This is a genomic window from Sphingopyxis sp. SE2 (assembly GCF_032227185.1).
Taxonomy (GTDB): domain Bacteria; phylum Pseudomonadota; class Alphaproteobacteria; order Sphingomonadales; family Sphingomonadaceae; genus Sphingopyxis.
In genome coordinates, this window is the sequence record NZ_JAPMXW010000001.1 from 3,112,547 (window position 1) to 3,134,265 (window position 21,719).

A 21,719-nucleotide genomic window follows, 5' to 3' on the forward strand; every position below is an offset into this window, starting at 1 on the left:
TTTATTCCTCCTCGCCCGCGCCCTTGCCGAGTTCGGCCTTGAGCAGGAATGCGTTCTTGGTCGCAACGATCTGGCCGGGTTTGAGGCCTGAAAGAATTTCGACGCGGCCCGCGCTGCGCTGACCCACCGTTACCGATTGCGCGCGGAAGCCTTCCTTGGTGCGCACGAAGACAACGTCGCGGCCTTCAAGTGTCTGGAGCGCCTCGTCGGCGATCACGATACGGGCAGAACCGCCCGTCTCGGCACCTCGGCTGGGAAGCAAGCGAACCCGGACCGCCAGTCCCGGCTGAAGCGAACCCGAGACATCGAGCACGGCCGTTGCCGAGCGAGTTTCGCCCGAAAGGCCAGGTGTTACCGCGCGAACGCGCGCATCGATCGTCCGCCCGTCGGGCAGTTCGATGATCGCGCGGTCTCCGGGCGACAGCCGCTGTGCATCGGCTGGACCGACCGCCGCCTCGATCTGCACCTTGCTGGGGTCGGCGATGCGGTAGAGCTCGGTCTCAGGCTGAACAAAGGCACCAAGGCTTACGCTTTCCGCCGTCACGCGCCCCGTAATCGGGCTCGCGACGATGACGCTCCCGCCATCCGAAGAGACGCGCGCGGCGCTCGCCGAAAGCTGGGCACGCCGCGCTTCGGCGGCCGCCGCGGCTGCTTCGGCCTGCGCCTGCTCATAGTCGACGCGCGCTGACACCTTCTGCTCGAACAGCTTGCGCTCGCGTTCAAGATTCTTCTGCGCGAGACGCGAACGCGCCTCCGCCGAAGTACGTTCCGCGGCAATCTGGGCGGCGTCGCGGCTTTGCACAATGGCGATCGTCTCGCCAGTGCTGACTGGATCGCCAAGCCGCTTGAAGACGCGGGTGACGGCCCCGCCCGCGCGGGCGGTGACGATGGCCTCGCCGCTCGGCGACGCGGCAACAGTGGCTTGCGAGATGATTTCCGAACCGAGCCCCCCCGCGCCGATCGTCTCAACGCCGATCTGGGCGGCTTTGATTGCTTCGGGCGAAATGGCGATGCTGCTGGGAAGGGTCTCACTCGCCCCTTCCGCTTCGCCTTCGGCGGCCGGCGCAGGCGCCGGATCGGCGGTGCAGCGTGCGACGCCGAAACCGGTGACGGCGGCGAGTATCATGGCGCCCGCGACAGTGCCGAGGAGACGCTTGTCCTTGGTGATCATATTCTATCTCCGCTGTTGATGCGGTTTGCGCGCCGACCGGCGGCGCACCCCTGTTGATTGGGAAGGAAGGCGATGCGAGAGTCGATGCCCGCTGGAAGGTTGGGCGCGCTCATGGCTGATGGTCCGCGTCGCCATCGGCGGCGGCTTGGCGCGACAGGATCGCGCGTGCTTCGGCCCTAGCCCGGCGCGCGGCGATCAGTTCGGCCTGCGTCGCGGCATAGGCCTGCTGGGCATCGATATACTCAACGAGCGAGGACTTGCCGGCGCGATAGCTGAGTTCGGCGAGTCGTACTCCTTCGCGGGCCTGCTCGATGCCACTACCTTCGAGCGCCGCAAGGCGCGCTTCGGCAGCTTCGAGTTCGGCTTGGGCGTTGGCAATTTCCGCCTGCGCGTTGATCACCGCGTTTTCGCGCCGCGCGATGGCGGCCGCGACATCGGATCTTGCAGCCGAGATGTTGCCTCGATTGCGATCGAAGACAGGGAGCGGAACCGAGACGTTGGCAATAAGCGCCCGGTCGCCGGTCTCGCGAAGCTGCCGCACACCAAAGCCGACCGAGGGGTCAAGACGACCGTCGGCGCGCTGGCCCTGGAGCCTGGCCTCGGCGATGAGCCGTTCGGTTTCGGCGAGACGAACGTCGAGCGTAGCAAGCGAGTCCACCGACGCCGGCACCACCCACACGTCGCCATCGGCCAGTTCGGCCGGTGGGACCGAACTGCCGAGCAGGGCGGCAAGCGAGCGGCGCGCGGTCCGTTCGTCGGCTTCAGCCGTGCGCAGCTCGGCGGTCGCTTGTGCAAGCGCCGCATTGGCACGGAACGCACGCACCGGCGGTTCATTGCCCGTATCGACCATCGCCTGCGCGACGCGGACGAGTTCGCGCGCCCGGACCTCATTCTCGCGCGCGAGCACCAGATTGTCGCGCGCAGCGATAGCAGTTGCGAACTGGTTGCGGACGTCGAGTGCGAGATCCGCGCGTGCAATCTCGAGTCGATATTGTGCGGCCAGCAGTTCCGCGTCGGCAAGCGTCATGCGCGCGCGGCGGCGGCCACCAAGGTCAAGCCGCTGATCTACCGAAACTGTTGTTTCGAGGCCGTTGAACCCCGAATAGGGACCTGTGCCTGCGAAATTCTCGACGTCGACGTTGAGCGTCGGGTTGAAGCGATAGCCGGCTTGACGCTGACGACCGCGCGCCGCCGCCACTTCGGCCTCGGCGGCAACCACGCGCGGCGAACGCGCATCGGCCTCCTCCATCGCCTGTGCGAGGGACAATCGGGCGGGAAGCGGGCCGGTGCGAACCGCCTCGCCGGATGACGAAGGCGGACCCACCAGCTCCGTCCCTGCCGAATGGGCAGCGGCGGACGCGGCATTTGCGCCTGCAACGAGCGCCGCAAGAGTCGCGGCGACAACTATGGATTTCATGAAAAAGAGACTCCTGACGTTTCCAGGGAGAGGCGCGTGCAGACGGCGCGCAGACCTAGAGCGTCAGGCGATTGGAGGGCGGAACGTCCCGGGGAAAGCAGCGGGAGGCAAAGCGGCCGATAACATTCGCGCGTGCGATTGGGTGCCCGGCAATTCGGCCGATGCCGTCAGTGTTTCAGCCGGCACGCCCGAATGATGGCCGTGGCAACAATGGCATGCGGCAGGAATCTGCTGCTTGTCGCTCGGCGAGGTCTTCTTCCCGTTGGCATCGACATCTTCGGTCGCTGGCGCGGCCACGCAGTCGGCTTCGATCGCTGCAACGAAAAGGCCGGCCTCGGCCCGATCTTCTGTCGCGTGCGCGAGCGACCCTGCGACCGTCCCGGATGCAAAAAGAAATGCCAAAAAGAGGAGGAGCACCCGTCGCATTGGAAACGGCCCGTAGCATCGAAACGGCGCGATGGAAAGCAGAAGATTTTCAATCAACTTCGGCATGGCCCTTCGACCCGCCGAACCACACCTGTAATGTTATCACATGGCCAATGTATTGCCATGTACAATTTCAGATTATACTTGCATCTGCGGCAATTTAAACAAAAAAATTGTACAACAATCCGGAGTTAACCGCAATATTGCTGATATGGTGCTTCGTTATCGCTCCAATATCAATCTCAATTTCCTCTTCCTCGGTGCCGTACAGCTTTCTTCGGCCAGATTCTCACTCATACAGCCATTAGCGATATCGGCCACGGGCCCCGAAAAACATTCGCACGAACATGAGGGGCTTGACCCTGTATCTACTACAGGATGCACAAACCTTTCCGAGACGAGATGGGGTAAACCATGACGACGAAGCCAACACCTGAGCGCCTAGACAAGGCCCTTGTCCTGCCGTTGCTGCGCGAACAATATCGCACCTTTTACGAAGCGCGCCGGATCGGAGATCGGGCCGGCGCGTGGAAAGCGCTCGAATGGGAGCATATTCTCAGTCAGCCCTATATGGGCGCCCACCTCGCCTCGCACTGGCACATGCTCCGCTACGCTATGATGCTGGGGAACTGGAAGGAGACTGCTGGCCAGGCGGCGCGCTTGCTGCTCGTCCTGTTGGGCTCGCTGACGGGCCGACTTCCTGCCGGAAATAATGGGCGCGCCGGCGTGAGTGCCTTCATGCCGATGCCGATTCCCGGTGAGTTATCTGCGCTCATCGAAGCGGCCCGGTCCTTCGTGGAAAGGCCGGGCCGGAAGGGCTGATCCGGATTTGGACTTTCGGAACAGGCCATTCGCTGTTAGGGGCGCGCGCATGTCCGGCGCTCTCCTTCGCCTGTTGCTTGTGTTCATCCTGCTGCTCAGCGGGCTCCACAATTCTGCACCGGCGATGGCTGGCATGGCGCACCATGCGTCGGATTCCCATCTTTCCTACCATGCCGAATCGAGTCATGCGTCGGATAAGGACTCTTCAAAGGGTCAGCAGGACGCCGACCTCCACGGCAGTCACCACAATTGTCCGGTCGCATCTGATCAGGCCATTTCGGGTCATGACGATCTATCCTGTTTTTCCGGCGGCCTCCACTTCGTGCTGCCCGCGACGCGCCTCGCTTCGCGCGCGCTCGCTCCTCCCCTGAACCCTCCCCTCGCCTGAACGACGCCTGCCGCGCGGCCCCTTTCCGGCCTGCGCTCAGTCGAACCGTTCAGGAGTGATCATTCATGCATATCCATATGCGCGCCGCCCTGTTGGCCGGGGCTGCGCTGCTGGCGGGGTCCGTTTGGGCCCAGCCGCTAACGCTCGACCAGGCGGTCGAGCGGGCCATCGCTGCATCGCCCGAGCTCAGAGCGGGTGAAGCGGGGGTCGACGCCGCGCGTGCCGATCAGCTGTAAGCCCGCGCTCGTCCCAATCCGACCGTCTCGGTCGATATGGACAATGGCGTCGGCACGGGCAGCTATGGCCTGTTCCGACAGTCGGAACTGACCGTCACCTATTCGCAGCCGCTCGAACGCGGCGGAAAGCGGGAGGCTCGGATGGCACTTGCCGAGCGCGGGGTCGTTCTGGCCGAGGCGCAGTGGCGGCTCGTCCGGCTCGACATCGCCCAGGAAGTGCAGCGCGCCTATATTGACGCCCAGATCGCCGAGCAGATGGTCTGGATCGCAGAGGATCGCGTCAAACTCGAAAAGGAGATGCGGACCGAAGCGATCCGGCGCGTGCGCGGCTACAAGGATCCGCTCTTCGTCGAGACGCGCGCCGATGCCCGCATCCTCGAAGCCGAACTGGCCCTGAAGGAAGCCCAGGCGAAACGGCAGTCCGCACGCGCCTTGCTTACCTCCTTCTGGGGCGGCACCCCCGATAGCCTCGTCATTGCCGAGGGGATCGAGAAGCCCGATCCGCGCGATCTGCCGCTCGCCGAGGCCGATGCGGCCGTCGTCGACGCGGCCGTCGACCGCGCCCGGGCACAGGTTGTCGTCGAGCAAAGCCGTGCGCATCAGGACTATACGGTGTCGGGCGGCACTCGCTTCCTTCGCGAGACCAATGATGTCGCCGTTCTCGGCGGAATCTCGATCCCGCTCGGACGGTTCGACCGCAATCAGGGCAATATCGCCCGGGCGCAGGCCGAACGGCGGCAGCTCGAGTTCCAATCCGAAGCGAGCCGGCTCGAGCGGCTGCGGCGCCTCGCGTCGCTGCGCGCCGACGCCGACGCCGCACGCGTCCGGGCCGAGGGCATCATGAACGACGTCTATCCGAAGGCGGTGAAGACGCTCGGCCAGGTGCGCGAAGGCTATGCCCGCGGCGGGTTCCTGTTCGCCGACGTACAGGATGCCGCCGACGTCATCATCCAGATCCAGGGTCAGTGGGCCGAGGCCATGAGCCGCTACCGCGATTTGCTCGCGGAGATCGATCGCCTGACCGGCCGCTTCGATGCGGCTCCCCTTGCGGAGAATATTCCATGAAGAAGTTTCCATTTCCCGCCGCGGCTGCGGCGCTGTTCCTTGCCGTGCCTCTCGCTGCCTGCGGCGGCGGAGCCGAGGGCGAAGACAAGCATGAAGAAGGCGAAAGCCACGCCGAGGGCGAAGGCGAGGAAGATGCCAAGGGCCCGAACGGCGGCAAATTGCTCAAGAATGGCGATTTCGCGGTCGAGGTCACGATCTTCGAGAATGGCACCGAGCCGCAATTCCGCGTTTTCGCGACGCGGGACGGCAAGCCGGTCGACCCGAAGGATGTCCAGCTCGCCATCACGCTCACGCGGCTTGGCGGCGACGTCGATCGCTTCACCTTCCGCCCGCAGGGCAAATTCCTCGCAGGGCAAGGTGTCGTCACCGAACCGCACAGCTTCGACGTCGAGGTTGTCGCGGTGACTGGCGGCAAGCGGCACGTCTGGAAATATGCGAACCCCGAAGGCCGCACGCGGATCGCGGCGGACGCCGCGAAGGCCGGAGGCATCGAAACCGCGGTCGTCGGACCGGCGACGGTCGGCGAGATGCGCGAACTCTACGGCACCGTCCAATTGTCTCCGACCGCCCGCTCCGAAATTCGCGGCCAGTTTCCCGGCCGCGTCGTCTCGGTGACCAAGGCGGTGGGTGACAGCGTCCGCCGCGGAGAGCTTCTCGCGCGCATCGAGTCCAGCGAGAGCCTCCAGGTCTATCCAGTCTATGCGACGGTCGGCGGCGTGATCGCCGAGCGCAACGCCAACCCCGGCGACGTCACCGACGGGCGTGCACTCTATGTGGTCACCGACCCGGCGCAGACAACGGTCGTCTTCAACATCTTCCCCCGCGACCTCGCGATTATCCGTCCGGGCATGCGGGTGACCGTGGAGACGCAGGACGGCGCCGAAATCGCGACTGCGCCGCTCGGGCAGTTCCTGCCCGACGGCAATGTCGAGGCGGGCACCGCGCTCATCCGCGCGACCATCCCGAACCGCTCGGGAACGCTCCGCCCGGGCATGGCCTTGCGCGGCCGCGTGATGGTCAACCCCGTCACCGTGCCGCTCGCCGTGCGCACCGAGGCGATCCAGCCCTTCCGCGACTTCAAGGTGGTCTATGCCAATTTCGGGCAGGACTATGAGGTCCGGATGCTGAAGCTCGGCCGTTCGTCGCCCGAATGGACCGAGGTCCTGTCGGGCATCAAGCCCGGCACCGCCTATGTCACCAAGGGCAGTTTCCTCGTTCGCGCCGACATCGAAAAGTCCGGCGCGGGCCACGACCATTGATCGGGGAGCAGGATAACATGCTAGCCAGAACCATAGGCTTTTCGATCCGGCAACGATGGCTCGTCCTCGCGGTCGTCGCGCTCCTCTGCGCGATCGGCGCGTGGAGCGCGACCAAATTGCCCATCGACGCCGTTCCCGACATCACCAACGTCCAGGTCCAGATCAACACCAAGGCGGAAGGCTATTCGCCTCTCGAATCCGAGCAGCGCATCACCTATCCGATCGAGACCGCGATCGCGGGCATTCCGAACCTCAACTACACCAGATCGATCTCGCGCTACGGCCTGAGCCAGGTCACCGTCGTCTTCGAGGACGGGACCGACATCTATTTCGCGCGCCAGCAGGTCAACGAGCGGCTCCAGGCCGCGCGCGGCCAGCTTCCACCCGGGATGGAGCCCGAAATGGGCCCGATCTCGACGGGCCTCGGCGAAATCTTCATGTTCTCGATCGAGGCCGAACCGGGCGCGCGAAAACCCGACGGCACGCCTTATACGGCGGAAGACCTCCGGACGATGTCCGACTGGGTCATCCGGCCGCAGATGCGCACGATTCCGGGGGTCGCCGAGATCAATACGATCGGCGGCTACGCCCGCCAATATCATGTGACCCCGAACCCGGCCTCGCTCGCCTCGCTCAATCTCTCGCTCAACGATGTCGTCACCGCACTCGAGGCCAATAATGCCAATCGCGGGGCCGGTTATGTCGAGCGCAGCGGCGAACAGATTCTGATCCGCGTGCCGGGTCAGGCCAATAATGAGCGGGACCTGTCGCAGATCATCGTCACCACTCGCGGCGGGGTTCCGATCCGGATCGCCGACGTCGCCGATGTCGCGATCGGTTCGGGGCTCCGCACAGGCGCGGCGACGGAAAATGGCAAGGAAGTCGTCCTCGCGACGGTCTCGATGCTGATCGGCGAGAATCCGCGCGTGGTCGCGCAGGCCTCGGCTGAACGTCTCGTCGAAGCCTCGCGTGCGTTGCCGAAGGGCGTCGTTGCCAAGCCGCTCTATGATCGCACCGCGCTCGTCGAGCGGACGATCTCGACGGTGCAGAAAAACCTCGCCGAGGGCGCGCTGCTCGTAATCGTGATCCTCTTCCTGCTGCTCGGCAATTTCCGCGCGGCGTTGATCACGGCGGCGGTCATCCCGGTCGCGATGCTGATGACGTTGACGGGCATGCTCCAGACGCGGACATCGGCGAACCTCATGAGCCTCGGCGCGCTCGACTTCGGCCTCATCGTCGACGGGGCCGTCATCATCGTCGAGAACTGCCTCCGCCGGCTCGGCGAGGCTCAGCACAGGCTCGGGCGCCTGCTCGATCGCGACGAACGCTTCGGTCTCGTCGCCTCGGCGAGTGCAGAGGTGATCAAGCCGAGCATCTTCGGCATCATCATCATCACCGCGGTCTATCTGCCGATCTTCGCGCTCGAGGGCGTCGAGGGCAAAACCTTCCACCCGATGGCGATCACGGTCGTTCTCGCGCTCACGGCCGCTCTGCTCCTGTCGCTCACCCTGGTTCCGGCCGCGGTGGCGCTCTTCGTTACCGGCAAGGTCGAGGAGAAGGAGAATTGGCTGATGCGCGGTCTCGGCAAGGGCTATCGCCCGATGCTCGAACTCGTCCTCAATTGGCCGAAGGCTGCGCTGGCTGGTGCCTTGGCGCTTGTCGCGTTGAGCGGCGTGGCGGCGACCAGTCTCGGGTCCGAGTTCATCCCGGACCTCGACGAAGGCGATATTGCGATGCACGCGATGCGCATTCCCGGAACGAGCCTGACCCAGTCGATCGCGATGCAGGAGGCGCTGGAGAAGAGAATCAGGCAGTTCCCCGAAGTCGAGCGGGTGTTCGCGAAGATCGGCACGCCCGAGGTCGCGACCGATCCGATGCCGCCGTCGGTCGCCGACAATTTCATCATGCTCAAGGACCGGAAGGAGTGGCCCGACCCCAGAAAGCCGCGCGACCAGCTCGTCGCCGAGCTCAACAAGGCGGTGAACGAAGTGCCGGGGAATAATTATGAGTTCACCCAGCCGGTGAAGATGCGGATGAATGAGCTGATCGCCGGCGTTCGCGCCGACGTTGCGATCAAGCTGTTCGGCGACGATCTCGATCAACTGCTCGAATCGGGGCAGGCGATCGAGGAGGTAGCCGGCGGGATCGCGGGCGCGCGGGACGTGAAGCTCGAACAGGTCACCGGCCTGCCGATGCTTTCGGTCACGCCCGATCGCGACAAGCTTGCGCGCTATGGCGTGAGCATCGAGACGGTCCAGGATGCGGTTTCGACCGCGACTGGCGGGCGGCAGGCGGGCGAGCTCTTCAAGGGCGACCGGCGTTTCGACGTCATTGTCCGGCTTCCCGAGGCCATTCGCACCGACCTCGCGTCGCTCGGCAATCTCCCCGTTGCGCTTCCGGCCGGCGGCTTCGTGCCGCTTTCGGAGCTGGCGGAGATATCGCTCGCGGCTGGGCCGAACCAGATCAGCCGCGAGAACGGCAAGCGCCGCGCGGTGATCACGGCGAATGTCCGTGGTCGCGATCTCGGCTCATTCATCGACGAGCTGACCCAGAAGGTCGAAGCCGATGTCGTGCTGCCCGACGGCTATTATATCGAATATGGCGGGACGTTCGAGCAGCTCCAGTCGGCGACCGAGCGCCTCCAGATCGTGGTGCCGCTCGTTCTGCTGCTGATCTTCGGCCTCTTGTTCATGCTGTTCGGGTCGGTTCGCGACGCGGCCATCGTCTTCTCGGGCGTGCCGCTGGCGCTGACGGGAGGGGTCGCGGCGCTGGCGCTTCGCGACATTCCGCTCTCCATCTCGGCGGGCGTCGGGTTCATCGCACTCTCCGGGGTCGCGGTGCTCAACGGCGTGGTGATGCTATCCTTCATCAAGGATCTTCGCGAACGCGGAAAGGCGCTCGTCGATGCAATCCGCCAGGGCGCGCTGACCCGCCTCAGGCCGGTGATGATGACCGCGCTGGTTGCGTCGCTCGGGTTCGTACCGATGGCGCTCAATGTCGGGGCTGGATCCGAGGTGCAACGGCCGCTGGCGACCGTGGTCATCGGCGGGATCATCTCATCGACGATCCTGACGCTGCTGGTGCTGCCTGCGCTTTACCTCTTGGTCCATCGACGGACCGCGAAGGCCGAAGAGGAAGAATTGACGCGCCCGAGCGGCGTGTCCAGCCCTGCAGGCTGAGACCTTCCCGGATGGCCGTCACTCCCCCCTGTCGACGGCAACCGGAAGTGCTGACTGGGACGGAACCCAAAAGGGTTCCGCCTCCTCTTAGGGATGGTGAGGATTGAGGAGCTCGTAATGAAAGAAAAAGCATCCGGGAGCGATCGCGAAAAGCGAACGCTCCAGATCGTTCTCATCCTGAACGCGGCGATTGCGATCGCTTTCCTTGTAACCGGCGCGCTCGGCGATTCGAGCGCGCTGATCGCCAACGGGCTCGACAATCTGTCCGACGCCGCGGTTTATGCCTTGAGCCTCGTTGCGCTCAGCCACGGCCTGCAATGGAAAACCCGGGCTGCCACAGCGTCGGGCGTCATGCTGCTGATCTTTGCAGCCGGCGTCCTGTTCGATGTCGGACGCCGTTATTTCGAAGGCAGCGAACCGATCGGCCCGACGATGATGATCATGTCGGCGGTCGCGGCGGTCGTGAACTATGCCTGCCTGAAGCTGCTTCAGCGCATTCAGAATCCCGACGTCAACCTTCGCGCGGCGACAACCTTCAGTTTCAACGACTTCGTTTCGAACGGCGGCATCCTGACCGCTGGCGTCCTCGTCTGGTGGCTCGGAACGAACTGGCCCGACTTGGTCGTCGGGTTCGCCACGGCGCTGATTGCCGTCAAGGGCGGTATCGAAATTGTGCGCGATGCCTGGAAGGAGACTCGCAGCGCCGCAGGCGACGACCCCTCAACTTGAGAAATACCAAGGTGAAGACCGAATGATGGAGTGCGAACGAGACCGCCGCTAGACTGCGGACGGCGGCGTCGCCTCAATCGCCTCAATCACCCGGCAATCGGATATGCGGCCGCCCTCACAAAGCTGGACGATCCGGGCGAGTTCTGCGCGAAGGCGCGCCATGCGTTCCAGACGCTCGTCGACGTCAAGCAAATGCCGCGCCGCCAGAGCCCGAACCTCGGCGCAGTCCTGCTCGGGCCCTGCCGCGAGTGCAGTAAGTGAACGAATTTCGTCGATCGAAAATCCCAGTCCCCTCGCACTCCGGATAAATGCCAGGCGCCTGACATCGTCGGCACCATAGCTGCGACGTCCGGAGGCGGTGCGCGCCGCGGGTGGCAGAAGCCCGATGTCCTCGTAAAAACGGATTGTATTGACCTTGGTGCCGGTCCGGCTCGCCAGCGCTCCGATTGGAAATCCTACCTCGCTGCCCATATTCACCTCATCACCATGTCACAAGAAATGCCTTGCTTCTACAGTTACTGGAGAATGTAGGACAGCGGGATGAGTGAAAGCAACGACAGTAGCTGCGGCTGTACCGGCGATACCGTGCGTGCCGAGCATGATCCCGCCTATCGTCGGGCCCTGTGGATCGTGGTGATACTCAACCTCGGCTTTGGCGTGTGCGAGATCGTCGGCGGCTTCATCGCCAACAGCCAGGCATTGAAAGCGGATTCGCTCGACTTCATCGGTGACGGTTCGATCACTTTGATGGGATTGCTGGCGCTCGGGTGGTCCGCTGCAAGCCGGGCCCGGATCGCGCTGACCCAGGGACTGTTCCTCGGCGCACTCGGGCTGGGGGTGATTGCCTATGCAATCGCTCGGGCCTTGAACGCCGAGGCCCCGGAAGCGGAACTCATGGGGGGCATTGGCGTCGTCGCACTGACCGTCAACGTTACCGCCGCGCTGGTTCTCTCGCGATTTCGTGACGGCGATGCCAATGTTCGAGCGATCTGGCTGTTCAGCCGTAACGATGCGATCGCGAATGTCGCGGTCATCGTCGCCGCCATATTGGTCGGCTGGACCGGCAGCGCCTGGCCCGACCTTCTGGTAGCGGCTGTTATCGCCCTTCTATTCCTGCATTCGGCAACGGAGATCGTGCGCAACGCACGCGCCGAACTGCGCCCTTCGCCGGCGTAACTAAGGTGAACGCACATTCAATGCTTCGGCGCGCTGCGGCAATCCTGCTCGCCATGCTGATGTTGCTTCCCGTCGTGGCGCGCGCCGATACAGCGGCAGTGCAGACGACCTGGCGCCTCCTCGACTATGTCGCGGTGGACTATAGCGGTGCGGTGCATAACGGCCGTGTTATCAGTGAGGCCGAATATGCCGAAATGCTCGAGTTCACCGATTCGGCCGCCGCGAAAATTGCGACGCTGCCGCCCAACGGCGCGCGCGCGCAGTTGCTGGCTAATGCGAAGCGGCTGAAAGCCGCCGTTGTCGCCAAGGAAAGCCCGCAAGAAGTGGCACGGCAGGCCCGTTCGGTCGCGGCGGCGTTGCTCAACGCCTATCCGGTGCCGCTTGCGCCGGCGCGAAACCCCGATCTTGCGAGGGGCGCTACTCTCTATGGGCAGAATTGCGCATCGTGCCACGGCATGTCGGGCGATGGCCGCGGCCCCGATGCAGCGAGGCTCGATCCACCGCCGGTCGCCTTTTCCGATGTGGCGCGCGCTCGCGAACGCAGCATCTTCGGGCTTTACCAGGTGATCGAGCAAGGCCTCGACGGCACGGCAATGCAAAGTTTCGCCGACCTTCCTGCCGCAGATCGCTGGGCGCTTGCCTTCTACAGCGGCCGCTTCGCTTTCCGTGATACGACGCAGGGCGAGCGGATCTGGCAATCCGACGCGTCCGTCCGCCGCCTGGTGCCTGACATGCCTACCCTGACGGCAACGACGCCGGCGGCGCTCGGTGCGAAGATCGGACAACCGGAGGCTGACGCCGTGATGGCCTATCTCAGGGCCAATCCCCAGGCCGTCACGGGAGCGGGAGTTGGATCGCTCGCGCTGGCGCGGGAGCGGCTCGAACAGAGCTTCACCGCCTATGCTGCCGGGAAAAGGCAGCAAGCCGGGGAACTTGCGCTGTCCGCCTATCTTGACGGGTTCGAACCCCTCGAACCGCTCCTCGCCTCGCGCGACGGTGCCCTCATGGCCCGGATCGAGACTGCGATGGGCGCGGTGCGCGCGGCCATCCAGAAGGGCGCGCCCGTCGCCGAAGTCCGCCACGAGATTTCGGCGCTCGACACGCTCTTCACTGATGCCGAGCAGGTGCTCGCCCCCGAACAGGCGAGCAGCGCATCGGCCTTTGTCGGCGCCCTGACGATCTTGCTGCGCGAGGGCCTGGAGGCACTCCTCGTCGTCATCGCGATCGTCGCCTTCCTGCGAAAGGCCGAACGCCCGGAGGCGCTGCGTTATGTGCATGCGGGCTGGACTGCCGCCCTTGCCGCGGGCGGCCTCACATGGGCGCTGGCAACCTATGCCATCGGCGTCAGCGGGGCGAGCCGCGAATTGACCGAGGGCTTCGGATCCTTACTCGCGGCCGTCATTCTCCTGTCGGTCGGTATCTGGATGCATGGAAAATCTCAGGCCGACCAATGGCAGCGCTATATCCACGCGAAGCTGAGCGCGGCGCTGTCGAAACGCTCGTCCTGGTTCCTGTTCGGGCTCGCCTTCCTCGCCGTCTATCGCGAGGTGTTCGAGACCATCCTGTTTTATGCGGCGCTGGCATCGCAGGGCAGCGGCGGGGCAATCCTCGGCGGCTTCTTGACCGGCCTTGTCCTGCTGGCCGCCATCGCCTGGGCGATGCTCCGCTACAGCCAGCGGCTGCCGATCGGCAAATTCTTTTCGTATAGCTCCGCCCTCATGGCGGTGCTCGCCGCCGTACTGGCAGGCAAGGGAACGGCGGCGCTGCAGGAGGCAGGCATGCTCTCGGTAACACCCGTGATCAACTGGCCTCGAGTAACGCTCCTGGGTATCTATCCGACGCTGCAAGTCATCCTCATGCAAGCCGCCGCGCTGGTCATCATTGTCCTCGGCTTCTGGTATAATCGCCGGGCCATCGGAGCCGGACAACCTGTCGCTACCGACATTCCGTCAGCGTAGACTAGCGATAATCACTACGGATTTCGCGTCAAAGGACCATAAAGGACCATAAAGGACCATAGCGGGGCCTTGTCGCGCAATCCATCGTATATCCAAATGTGTACACATTGAGACCGCCTTGTCCGTCCTCGCCGCTCGGGCACACCCCATCCCATCCTCAATAACCGCCCGCTCGTTATCTCAACGCTCAGCGTTAAACTCTGCTGTGCGTCCGAGGTGGTGCTCGTCTTTCTTCCCGCCCGCCAGCTCGACGCCTTCACAAAGCAAGATGGCGAAAAGGCGGTCGGCGCCGACGGCGATCGCGTCCAGGCATCAGAACGCCACATGCCCGACGTCGCCAAGCGCGAACGCCCTGTCGTTCCTCGACCGCTATCCGACACGCTGAAATTTCGTCGCCATGGTGCGCGCATCATGCTCGGGTCGGTCTTCAAGGGCTTGCCCGCCGCGATCGGCTCCATGTCGCTCGGGGCCACGAATTTCCCGATCGTGTCAGGTTCACCCTGACGATGTATCCACCGCTCGCAAGCGTCACTTAATACTTACAATGCAAACGGACGACATGTGAAAGTTATCCGCACCGCCGGGCATGCGTCCAGGTCACCGCCCCCAATGGGCTTCTCGGCTCCGCAGCCACGGCGCGTCTGAAGAGAGGCGTTGCCTCGTCACGGCGTTGGCCCTCCATCGTCGCGCCTGGCGAACAGGTTGAGAGCAGCGGCGTTATGTGGCGTCAAGTTCAATGCAATTCGAGGGTGATTTGGAGCGTCGGTCCACCTGGCAGAATTGAGTGATCAGCGGCTAACCTCAACTGCCGAATGAAGAGCAAACGACGCGCTTTATCCTCAGACGGATTCATGCGTCACTCAGTCCAGGCGTAGGCAGCGCGTGAGTTTCGGGATGCCGGACTGATATGCCGACACGCAGCAGATGACCGAACGACTTTGCATTGGCGACAAAGACGATGATGGCCAGCGCCAGATAGGCCCAGGCAAGGCCGGTCAAAGTGGCAATCGTGGCGGCCTCGTCGCCGAGGAAGCGTAGCGCCAGTCCAACCTGTACCAAGAACAGGGTGGCGAGAGCGAGCGCCCCCCAGAGGTTGAGCCGAAGCCTCAAGAGCAACGCGATCCCGAAGAGCGATTGCGCAGCGGTAAGGAAAAATTCCTCATGTTGTCGCGCATCAAGCGGAAGTGCGGAAAGACTGCCCGCGCCAAGGCTCATCGCCAGTGGCAACATGCCGACGAGCAACGTCCACTGGTTGATCTTGTCAGAGATCATCGTGGCGAGCCCGTTGGCGGCGCGGCCCGAGAGGACGAACAGGATCGCAATCGTGACCGCAGGCGCTTCGCTCGCGAGCGGCGCGAGCCACTGGATGAGCAGGAATTCGTCAAATCCCAGCACCCGGCCCGAGTCAACCATCGCTTCGGCAAAGGGCTCCGCCGACACAAGGATCACCGCGGCTGCGACGATCGTGAGCGCACCCATCACGAGCCATTGTCGACCCGGGGACAGTGTCACGAGCGCCGCTGCCGGGCCGGGTTCGTCGTCTTCGTCCTCTTCCGCCTTCGGCAGGTGGCTGACGCGCCAGACATAAACGCCGAAGACGGCGACCAGCACCACCGTATCGAGCAGGCCGATCTCGTCGCGCATCAGGATCGTGAACGACCAGATAGACCCGATTAGCAGGAACGTGACTTCCGCAGCGTTGACCGGGGCAAGGTCGATTTGGCGCTCTCGCGTACGAAACCAGTGAATGAGCACAAGAGCAGGCCACGCCAAGCCTACGAGAAGACGGTTCGCACCTGTCATGTTGGCGGCCGCATAATGGACATAGTTCGAGCCGGGGTTCTGTCCCGCGACATAGGCATAATAGAAATCGACCGCATACTCGGGCAGGACCGTAATCAAAGCGATAATCGCAACGATGAGGCCCTGGCTGATACGCTTTTCGGCCGCCTCCGCACCCCAGGAGAGCATGAATCCGGCCGCTAGAATCGCACCACCGAAAAACAGCGCATCAAGCAACGGGTCCGGTCGCCATCCCCCCAGCCGCAGCGCCAATGCCGGTAACGTTATCGCGATCGCTATACCAAGATAGACAGCGAACCTTCCGAGCGAGGCTTGGCCGTGGGCAGGTCTTGTCATGCTGGCCAGCTTTGCGTTGCGCGTGCGGACCAGAATATGGGCAGCCGGCATGAATCGTTGAACGTGTCCGACGTTGCCGATGCGCAACTGATACAAGTCATTACGCTGTCCTCGATCCAAATGATGCCCGCCTTATGCAACCTATAGCAACTGGAGGGTCAAGCGGTCATTGCGTCAGTCAGGGCAGCCGGCGCGCCATCTTGGAGTACCGAATCTCCGACTCGCTGGGATGTCGGGTGACGCCCGGGTTGGCCCTATTGCAACTGGCACATGGCAACCAGAGGGTGCAGATTACTTCAGCGACTCGCTACGGAGGTGATCATGAGCCAGGAATATGATCGACAGCGAGGCCTGATGCGGCTGCATTTTCGGCATACCATCCAGCGGTCGTCGACACCCAACCCAATGCGGACGGCCGCTTCCTCGACTCGTAAGGGCGCCGGATTTGACAAGATGCGAGAAGCAGATCGAATTCACACGACAACTGGAACCATCGCCCTGATCACGGCGGAGCGGCCGGGCTGACATGGAAGTAGCGATGGACTTGGAAACAGAGCAGCGGCAGATCAGGAAACAGTCGAAACTGGCCTTTTGCCTGTGCGCGGCAATTTCGATTGGATGCGCCGTCTTCCTGCCAAAGTTCATCCCCTTCCCAACGGAGGTCGGCGCGCGATTGGCATTCGCGATCCAGACGAGCGCCGTCCATTTTGCCGTGGTGGTTGTTGCAGTCCGGCTGGTGTCGAGCGGGCGCTATCGGTCGGCCGCCGACATCGGCGGAGCAGCCAAGGGACCGCCAAGTCCCGAACTAGCGATCAAGATCGCCTTCTTGCAAAATACACTGGAGCAGGCGTTTCTGGGTGTCGGTGCGCATCTGACATTGGCTTCCATCGCGGGCGGCCGCTGGCTGGCGCTGCTGATCGCGTCCGACGTGCTGTTCGTGATTGGTCGGCTTAGCTTCTACCGTTGCTATAGCGACGGCGCGGGTGCCCGGGCGTTCGGAATGGCGACGACCGCGCTCGCGGCGCTCATCTGCTATCTGGCCGCTGGTACGCTACTCATCGGGCGACTGTTCGGCGGATAAACCGGCCCGGACGCAGCGCGGTCGCATAACCAGAAGCCCCTGGAACGCTGTCGGCGACCTCTGGGCATCGGCCTTGTCCGCACGGGCGATGGCGCTCGCGCCCGGAGTGTAGGACACCATACCAGGAGTGTCCGCGAATATTCAAAGCTGCGTCGGCCGCTCGCCGTGCATTCCATGCGATGGGTGGTCAAATGAACCTTTGCGCGGATGACCCGAAATCGGGGTTTGAACAAGAAAATCTAACGAGTTATCAAATCCCCACTAGCCCCTCCACGCTGCGGCAGAAATCGCCCTCATTAGGCCAGTGTGTTCTATGATATTCAATTAATTCTACTGATGCAGGAATGATGAAAACTGCCACATATCAGTAATAATCATATAGCTCAAGCTCCCTTTCTTCCCCGCTTGCCAGCGTTAGCTTGACTATTGTTTTAGGTGACCCGAAACGCCAACGCCAAAGATCGCCGCTGGTATAGTTCGCATTGATACGATGCCCATTAACCGCGACGATCCGATCGCCAACGGACCAGCCACCGCGCGCGGCAGGACTGTTCGCCGCCACGTGTATCACCGAAAGTGCGGTCGATAACGCCGCAAAACCAAGACCGCTACGGTCTTTTAACATCATAAGGCGGTGATGCGGGTCGAGTTTACGGAACCACAGAGCTTCTGCGGACACGTCAAACACTGCATCGAATTGGCCGATAAGCGGCAGTCCGATATTTCCTACCGTGCTGGTCGGGAGCCAATCTCTCATTACCAGCGTGGGAACGTTCGGAACACCAAATCCAGCGATATCCAGGTGCGGGGTCGTGAAAATGTCGTTTGTCTTAATGCCGTCGACGCCACCAAGCGCCACGGTTGATGCAGCCTTGCTGCGCATCAACCCTTGCTCACGCACATAGTCCGCGCCAAGCATCAACGCCGTTGAATTTCCAAGATCTATCATTACCGGCACGTCAGCTAAACCAGCTATAGAAGCTCGAATGAGCAGTTCCTGCTTGCTCCCGCGCCCAAGCCCGATACATCTCCAGTCCGCCCCCCCGAGGAACGATCCTGTCTTGGTGACGGCAAGACGCTTGTTTGCGAAATCCAAAGCAATGCAGGACCCGGCAAACATGTCGGCGCCCAAAAGAGCATCAATCGGGCGCCCGAACGCTGCGGAAGCGGCTGTGAGGTCTGCAACCACTGCAAAGGACAATCGCCGGATTTCGCCACCAAATGAAACATCAACATCACGCACGAGTTGGACTGGAGCCTTGGCACTGAGGCCGCTGATCGTGCGCCGCTCACCTTTGTCAATGCCGAGTTTCGCCGCCAGGGTAGTGCTGAGCATGGTCGCGCCGCTGCCGCTGTCCAAAATCGCTCGTACCGGCAATCCACCCACTTTCGCGGAAACAAGAATGGTATCACCGGTCCGAACCTCTAACGGCTTCCAATGCGGCTGCTGCGCGCCAAAATTCCAAACACGTGGAGCCACTTGAGACAATTTTGCCAGTCCTGATCGACCCGTGAACAGAGCCGGTCCCGCTAAGAGGAATGTGCGTCTGACCATATTCTTTGCGTCAAGGCGAGTTTTCTTCACAAAACGATCCCTCGGCCGAATGGTTCGCGGATCCGGTATCCTACATCCTCGAGTTGGTAGAGGGTCAAGGTGCATTTGGGTAAGGGGTCACCAGTATCGACGCGGTCCGCCTTGAACATGATGTTCTGCCGCTGCGAGGTGATGCTGATCAGGATTGCCGCCGCAGCTTGCCGAATTCGCGGTCTCCGCTCATGAAGCGCTCGATCATCGGGGCAATCAGCCGCTCGGCCGGCAAAGGCTCGGTGAGCCCGTTGGCCTTGGCATGCACACGGGCATAGTCAGCAAGATCGCGCATAACGCCGCCCGACAGTTCAACCGTGACCTTGACCGGCCGATCCTCGGCGATGGGTCCGAGCCGCAGCTTGCTCATCGGGATTCACTGCTGAAAAGCGGCTCCAGCACCAGGTCGCGGGTCACTATGACCCGAAACGCGAAGCCGGGCCTGATGGTGATGGTCGGCGGTATGGCGAGTTGCCGTTCAACGATCTGCCGCCCGGTCTGACCGATCGAATCCTGCGATCCCGATCGGATCGCGCGGACGAGCCGATCGTCGTCGTCCGCTCCGAGTTCGGCCCCGACGCCGAGCAGCGTCGATATGAGCGCGGCTTTGAACATATGACCCCAATGATGGTCGGTGCGGTCGGCAAGCCCCGCCATTCCGGCGATATCCGCCCCGGGAAGCCGGCCAAGTGCGATCGAGCGGCCGCCTGGAAAGGTCAGCCGATCCCAAGCCAGCAACACGCGATTCTGTCCCGCCACGATCTCGCTGTCATACTCCCCGATCAGGCGTGAACCTTGGGGAATCAGGAGGATGCGTCCCGTCGGACTGTCATAGATATTCTGTGTTACCTGCGCTGTGATCTGGCCCGGAAGATCGGAACGAATGCCGGTGATCAGCGCTGCCGGAATGATATTCCCGGCTTGCACAACATAGGGTGAAGCGAGCGGGACTATGCGTTCGCCGCTGTCCATCCGGCGCGGACCATCTCCCCTCCGAAAGGTGCGAGCCGGGGCTTCTGCGCCCGGCGGATTGATCGCCTGCGCCGCGGGCGGCGCAGGTTGGTCCGAGGCATTGGCTGAAGCACGGCCGCCCCCGCTTGCCAGGAAAAGATTGCTCGAACGCGCCGCGTCGCTTTCCTGGATCCGGCGCTCACGCGCGTGGTCCGCCGCCCGCTGGCGTGGATCGGGCGGCGGCGTTATCATCTCGCCGTCCTTCTGCGCCGAGACGATCGGCCGCCCGAGGTCACCGGGAAGCGGAGGCCCGAGTTTCGGAACCGCGCCATAATCCGCGACCGCGCCCGTGATGAGTTCCGAGCGGTTGGGGCGATCGGTTTCATAGACATTCTCGCGGCGGTCGGGTTCCGGCGTCCGCAGCGCCCAGAACAGCGCGCCCGCGATCGCCAAGCCCGCCGTCCCACCGATGATCGCGAGCGTGCGCCGTGAGAGGCGCATGACGGATGGCATTTCGCCCTCGAGCCGGAACCCGTCTGGGCTGGGCGGCGCGACGGCGCGTTCTGCGACCCCGGTTTCGGAGGCCAGCTCTGCCTTCTCCTCCCGTTCCGGCACGCTCATGACCGCCCCCGACGACGCTTGTCGTCGCGCTCGATCCGCACTTTTTTCGCGTCGCGCCCGCTGCCGAGCCGCAGTTCGGCGCGTTCGAACAGACGATCGACGATCAGGAACCGGCCTTGCACGCGGTAATTGACGAGCTCCGCACCATCCTTGTCGCCGAGCACGAAGAGCGGGGGCATATCGCCCTCCGCAATGCCGTCGCCAAACTCGACGAACAATTGGCGACCGTCGTCGAAGATGCGCAGCGGGCGCCAGGGCACCTTGTCGCCGCTGATTCGATAACCAAAATTGAGCGCCGCAAAGTCGATGCCGCCCGCAACGGGAGCAGCGCGCTCCCGCTCGGTTTCGGCCGCTCGCAATGCGATCAGCTCATCGGCCGGGTAGGACCAGCTGACCGCCGCCATATATGTCGCAGGCGTTGCACGCAGTTCGAGATGATAGGTGCGGCGGTTGGTGTTGATGACGAGGTTCGTCATGATGTCGGGGCGGGTCGGCTTGACGAGAATATGAACGCGCCGCGACACACCGGCGCCGCTCAGCGTGTCGCCGATGACCCAGCGCACCGTATCGCCGGCAGCGACCGGCCCGGGCCCGACGAGCTCTTCGCCTTCCTGGAGCGCGATATCGGTGACCTGCCCCGGCGCCGTATAAATCTGGAACAGCGCGCCATCGGCCCAGGCATATTTCTGGATCGCGTTGAGGAATGTGGCACGGTCCGGCTGGACGCGCGCCGCGTCATTGGCCCGGCCGACCTGCATCTTGACGTCGGAGGGCGCGGCAACCGCGGGAAATGCGAGCGCGGCTGCGGTCACGAGAAAGATAAAACGCGTCACTGGCTGAGCTCCTTCGACCAATTTACGGCGGTGACAAAAATTCCGAGCGGGTTGCGCCGCAAAGCATCGGGTGTGCGGGGCGGCTGAACCGTCACGGTGACGATCGCCGACCAGCGCGACGTCTCGAGAAGGCTGCCGTCCTGATAGCGGCGCTCGGTCCAGGCGATACGAAAGCTATCCTTGGAGGCGCGGATCACGCTCGACACATCGACCGCGACCTGTCGCTTGCCGATCTCCGCGAAGGGATCGTTCAGCCGGGCATATTCATTGAGCGCCTGCGCACCGCTAGCCGTGGTGAAATCATAGGCGCTGAGCCAGTCCTTGCGCAGCACCACCGGGTCGGCCGGGATCGACCGGACATGCTCGATGAAGCGCGCGAGATGGAAGGCAATTTGCGGATCGGTCGGCGACCAGTCGGCGTCTGCGGGCGCGACGGCCCTTGCCTCGCCGAGCTTGTCGACCTCGACCACCCAGGGCGTGATCGTGCCGCGCAGCGACTGCCAGACCAGCGCCGAGGCGAGACCGCCTGACAGAAGCAGGGTGCCGAAAAAGGCGAGCCGCCAATTCTTCGCCTGGACGCGCGCCGAGCCGATGCGATCGTCCCAGACCTGCCCCGCGCGCTGATGCGGCGTGACCGGGACGGGCGAGATCCCATAATGATTGGAGGGCCTGCGGAAAATCAT

General features: G+C 63.4%; 21 protein-coding genes and 1 pseudogene. 12 read left to right on the top strand and 10 right to left on the bottom strand.

Going from position 1 to position 21,719, the window contains the following annotated elements:
- Position 1 precedes the first annotated feature (1 nt).
- From OVY29_RS14830 to OVY29_RS14840, 3 genes are all read right to left on the bottom strand, one after another.
- Positions 2-1,171: an efflux RND transporter periplasmic adaptor subunit gene (locus OVY29_RS14830; protein ID WP_313911636.1), complete on the bottom strand. Its 1,170-nt coding sequence runs from the start codon at positions 1,169-1,171 to the stop codon at positions 2-4.
- Between the two features lie 109 nt (positions 1,172-1,280).
- A complete protein-coding gene (locus OVY29_RS14835; RefSeq protein WP_313911637.1) occupies positions 1,281-2,588 on the bottom strand; it encodes a TolC family protein in 1,308 nt (435 codons plus the stop codon).
- A gap of 63 nt (positions 2,589-2,651) precedes the next feature.
- Positions 2,652-3,080, bottom strand: a complete 429-nt coding sequence (locus OVY29_RS14840) for a hypothetical protein (RefSeq protein ID WP_313911638.1) — start codon at positions 3,078-3,080, stop codon at positions 2,652-2,654.
- Between the two features lie 348 nt (positions 3,081-3,428).
- Here OVY29_RS14840 and OVY29_RS14845 point away from each other — a divergent pair, with 348 nt between their 5' ends.
- The 7 genes and pseudogenes from OVY29_RS14845 to OVY29_RS14880 all read left to right on the top strand — a co-directional run bounded on the left by OVY29_RS14845 (position 3,429) and on the right by OVY29_RS14880 (position 10,692).
- Entirely contained in the window at positions 3,429-3,836 is a 408-nt protein-coding gene (locus OVY29_RS14845; protein ID WP_089217538.1) for a DUF3703 domain-containing protein, read from the top strand.
- Positions 3,837-3,885: 49 nt separating this feature from the next.
- Positions 3,886-4,224: a hypothetical protein gene (locus OVY29_RS14850; protein WP_313911639.1), complete on the top strand. Its 339-nt coding sequence runs from the start codon at positions 3,886-3,888 to the stop codon at positions 4,222-4,224.
- Positions 4,225-4,289: 65 nt separating this feature from the next.
- The gene (locus OVY29_RS14855) at positions 4,290-4,460 is read left to right on the top strand and encodes a hypothetical protein (protein WP_313911640.1); all 171 of its coding nucleotides are present in this window, start codon (positions 4,290-4,292) and stop codon (positions 4,458-4,460) included.
- A 21-nt stretch (positions 4,461-4,481) separates the two neighbouring features.
- A pseudogene (locus OVY29_RS24715) lies at positions 4,482-5,525 on the top strand (TolC family protein); the annotation flags it as partial.
- Positions 5,522-6,784: an efflux RND transporter periplasmic adaptor subunit gene (locus OVY29_RS14870; protein ID WP_137865639.1), complete on the top strand. Its 1,263-nt coding sequence runs from the start codon at positions 5,522-5,524 to the stop codon at positions 6,782-6,784. The pseudogene OVY29_RS24715 and the gene OVY29_RS14870, both read left to right, overlap by 4 nt.
- 17 nt (positions 6,785-6,801) lie before the next feature.
- Positions 6,802-9,963, top strand: coding sequence for a CusA/CzcA family heavy metal efflux RND transporter (locus OVY29_RS14875; protein ID WP_313911642.1), 3,162 nt, complete (start codon positions 6,802-6,804; stop codon positions 9,961-9,963).
- Between the two features lie 117 nt (positions 9,964-10,080).
- The gene (locus OVY29_RS14880; RefSeq protein WP_313911643.1) at positions 10,081-10,692 is read left to right on the top strand and encodes a cation transporter; all 612 of its coding nucleotides are present in this window, start codon (positions 10,081-10,083) and stop codon (positions 10,690-10,692) included.
- Between the two features lie 48 nt (positions 10,693-10,740).
- On the opposite strand, the gene OVY29_RS14885 is transcribed toward OVY29_RS14880, so the two are convergent.
- Positions 10,741-11,163: a helix-turn-helix domain-containing protein gene (locus tag OVY29_RS14885; RefSeq protein ID WP_313912068.1), complete on the bottom strand. Its 423-nt coding sequence runs from the start codon at positions 11,161-11,163 to the stop codon at positions 10,741-10,743.
- A gap of 69 nt (positions 11,164-11,232) precedes the next feature.
- On the opposite strand from OVY29_RS14885, the gene OVY29_RS14890 reads away from it, so the two are divergent.
- The 3 genes from OVY29_RS14890 to OVY29_RS14900 all read left to right on the top strand — a co-directional run bounded on the left by OVY29_RS14890 (position 11,233) and on the right by OVY29_RS14900 (position 14,330).
- A complete protein-coding gene (locus tag OVY29_RS14890) occupies positions 11,233-11,868 on the top strand; it encodes a cation diffusion facilitator family transporter (RefSeq protein WP_313911644.1) in 636 nt (211 codons plus the stop codon).
- A gap of 20 nt (positions 11,869-11,888) precedes the next feature.
- On the top strand, positions 11,889-13,826 hold the full coding sequence (locus OVY29_RS14895) for a cytochrome c/FTR1 family iron permease (RefSeq protein ID WP_313911645.1): 1,938 nt from the start codon (positions 11,889-11,891) through the stop codon (positions 13,824-13,826).
- Between the two features lie 216 nt (positions 13,827-14,042).
- On the top strand, positions 14,043-14,330 hold the full coding sequence (locus tag OVY29_RS14900) for a hypothetical protein (protein ID WP_313911646.1): 288 nt from the start codon (positions 14,043-14,045) through the stop codon (positions 14,328-14,330).
- 345 nt (positions 14,331-14,675) lie between these two features.
- Here the strand turns inward: OVY29_RS14900 and OVY29_RS14905 are convergent, their stop codons facing one another.
- Positions 14,676-16,061: a sodium:proton exchanger gene (locus OVY29_RS14905; protein WP_313911647.1), complete on the bottom strand. Its 1,386-nt coding sequence runs from the start codon at positions 16,059-16,061 to the stop codon at positions 14,676-14,678.
- A gap of 225 nt (positions 16,062-16,286) precedes the next feature.
- Between OVY29_RS14905 and OVY29_RS14910 the strand changes: the two genes are divergently transcribed.
- Both OVY29_RS14910 and OVY29_RS14915 read left to right on the top strand, forming a co-directional pair.
- The gene (locus OVY29_RS14910; protein WP_313911648.1) at positions 16,287-16,490 is read left to right on the top strand and encodes a hypothetical protein; all 204 of its coding nucleotides are present in this window, start codon (positions 16,287-16,289) and stop codon (positions 16,488-16,490) included.
- A gap of 13 nt (positions 16,491-16,503) precedes the next feature.
- Complete coding sequence (locus tag OVY29_RS14915; protein WP_313911649.1) at positions 16,504-17,046, top strand: MAPEG family protein; 543 nt, start codon at positions 16,504-16,506, stop codon at positions 17,044-17,046.
- Positions 17,047-17,410: 364 nt separating this feature from the next.
- Here the strand turns inward: OVY29_RS14915 and OVY29_RS14920 are convergent, their stop codons facing one another.
- From OVY29_RS14920 to trbF, 5 genes are all read right to left on the bottom strand, one after another.
- The gene (locus OVY29_RS14920) at positions 17,411-18,631 is read right to left on the bottom strand and encodes an aspartyl protease family protein (RefSeq protein WP_313911650.1); all 1,221 of its coding nucleotides are present in this window, start codon (positions 18,629-18,631) and stop codon (positions 17,411-17,413) included.
- A gap of 148 nt (positions 18,632-18,779) precedes the next feature.
- On the bottom strand, positions 18,780-19,001 hold the full coding sequence (locus OVY29_RS14925; RefSeq protein WP_313911651.1) for a DUF2274 domain-containing protein: 222 nt from the start codon (positions 18,999-19,001) through the stop codon (positions 18,780-18,782).
- Positions 18,998-20,203, bottom strand: a complete 1,206-nt coding sequence (locus OVY29_RS14930) for a TrbI/VirB10 family protein (RefSeq protein ID WP_313911652.1) — start codon at positions 20,201-20,203, stop codon at positions 18,998-19,000. Before OVY29_RS14930 ends, OVY29_RS14925 begins: the two co-directional genes overlap by 4 nt.
- Positions 20,200-21,036 (bottom strand): P-type conjugative transfer protein TrbG, encoded by an 837-nt coding sequence (gene trbG / locus OVY29_RS14935; protein WP_313911653.1) that lies wholly within the window; start codon positions 21,034-21,036, stop codon positions 20,200-20,202. The genes OVY29_RS14930 and trbG overlap by 4 nt, the downstream gene beginning before the upstream one ends.
- Entirely contained in the window at positions 21,033-21,716 is a 684-nt protein-coding gene (gene trbF, locus OVY29_RS14940; RefSeq protein ID WP_077032451.1) for a conjugal transfer protein TrbF, read from the bottom strand. The genes trbG and trbF overlap by 4 nt, the downstream gene beginning before the upstream one ends.
- Positions 21,717-21,719: the final 3 nt, after the last annotated feature.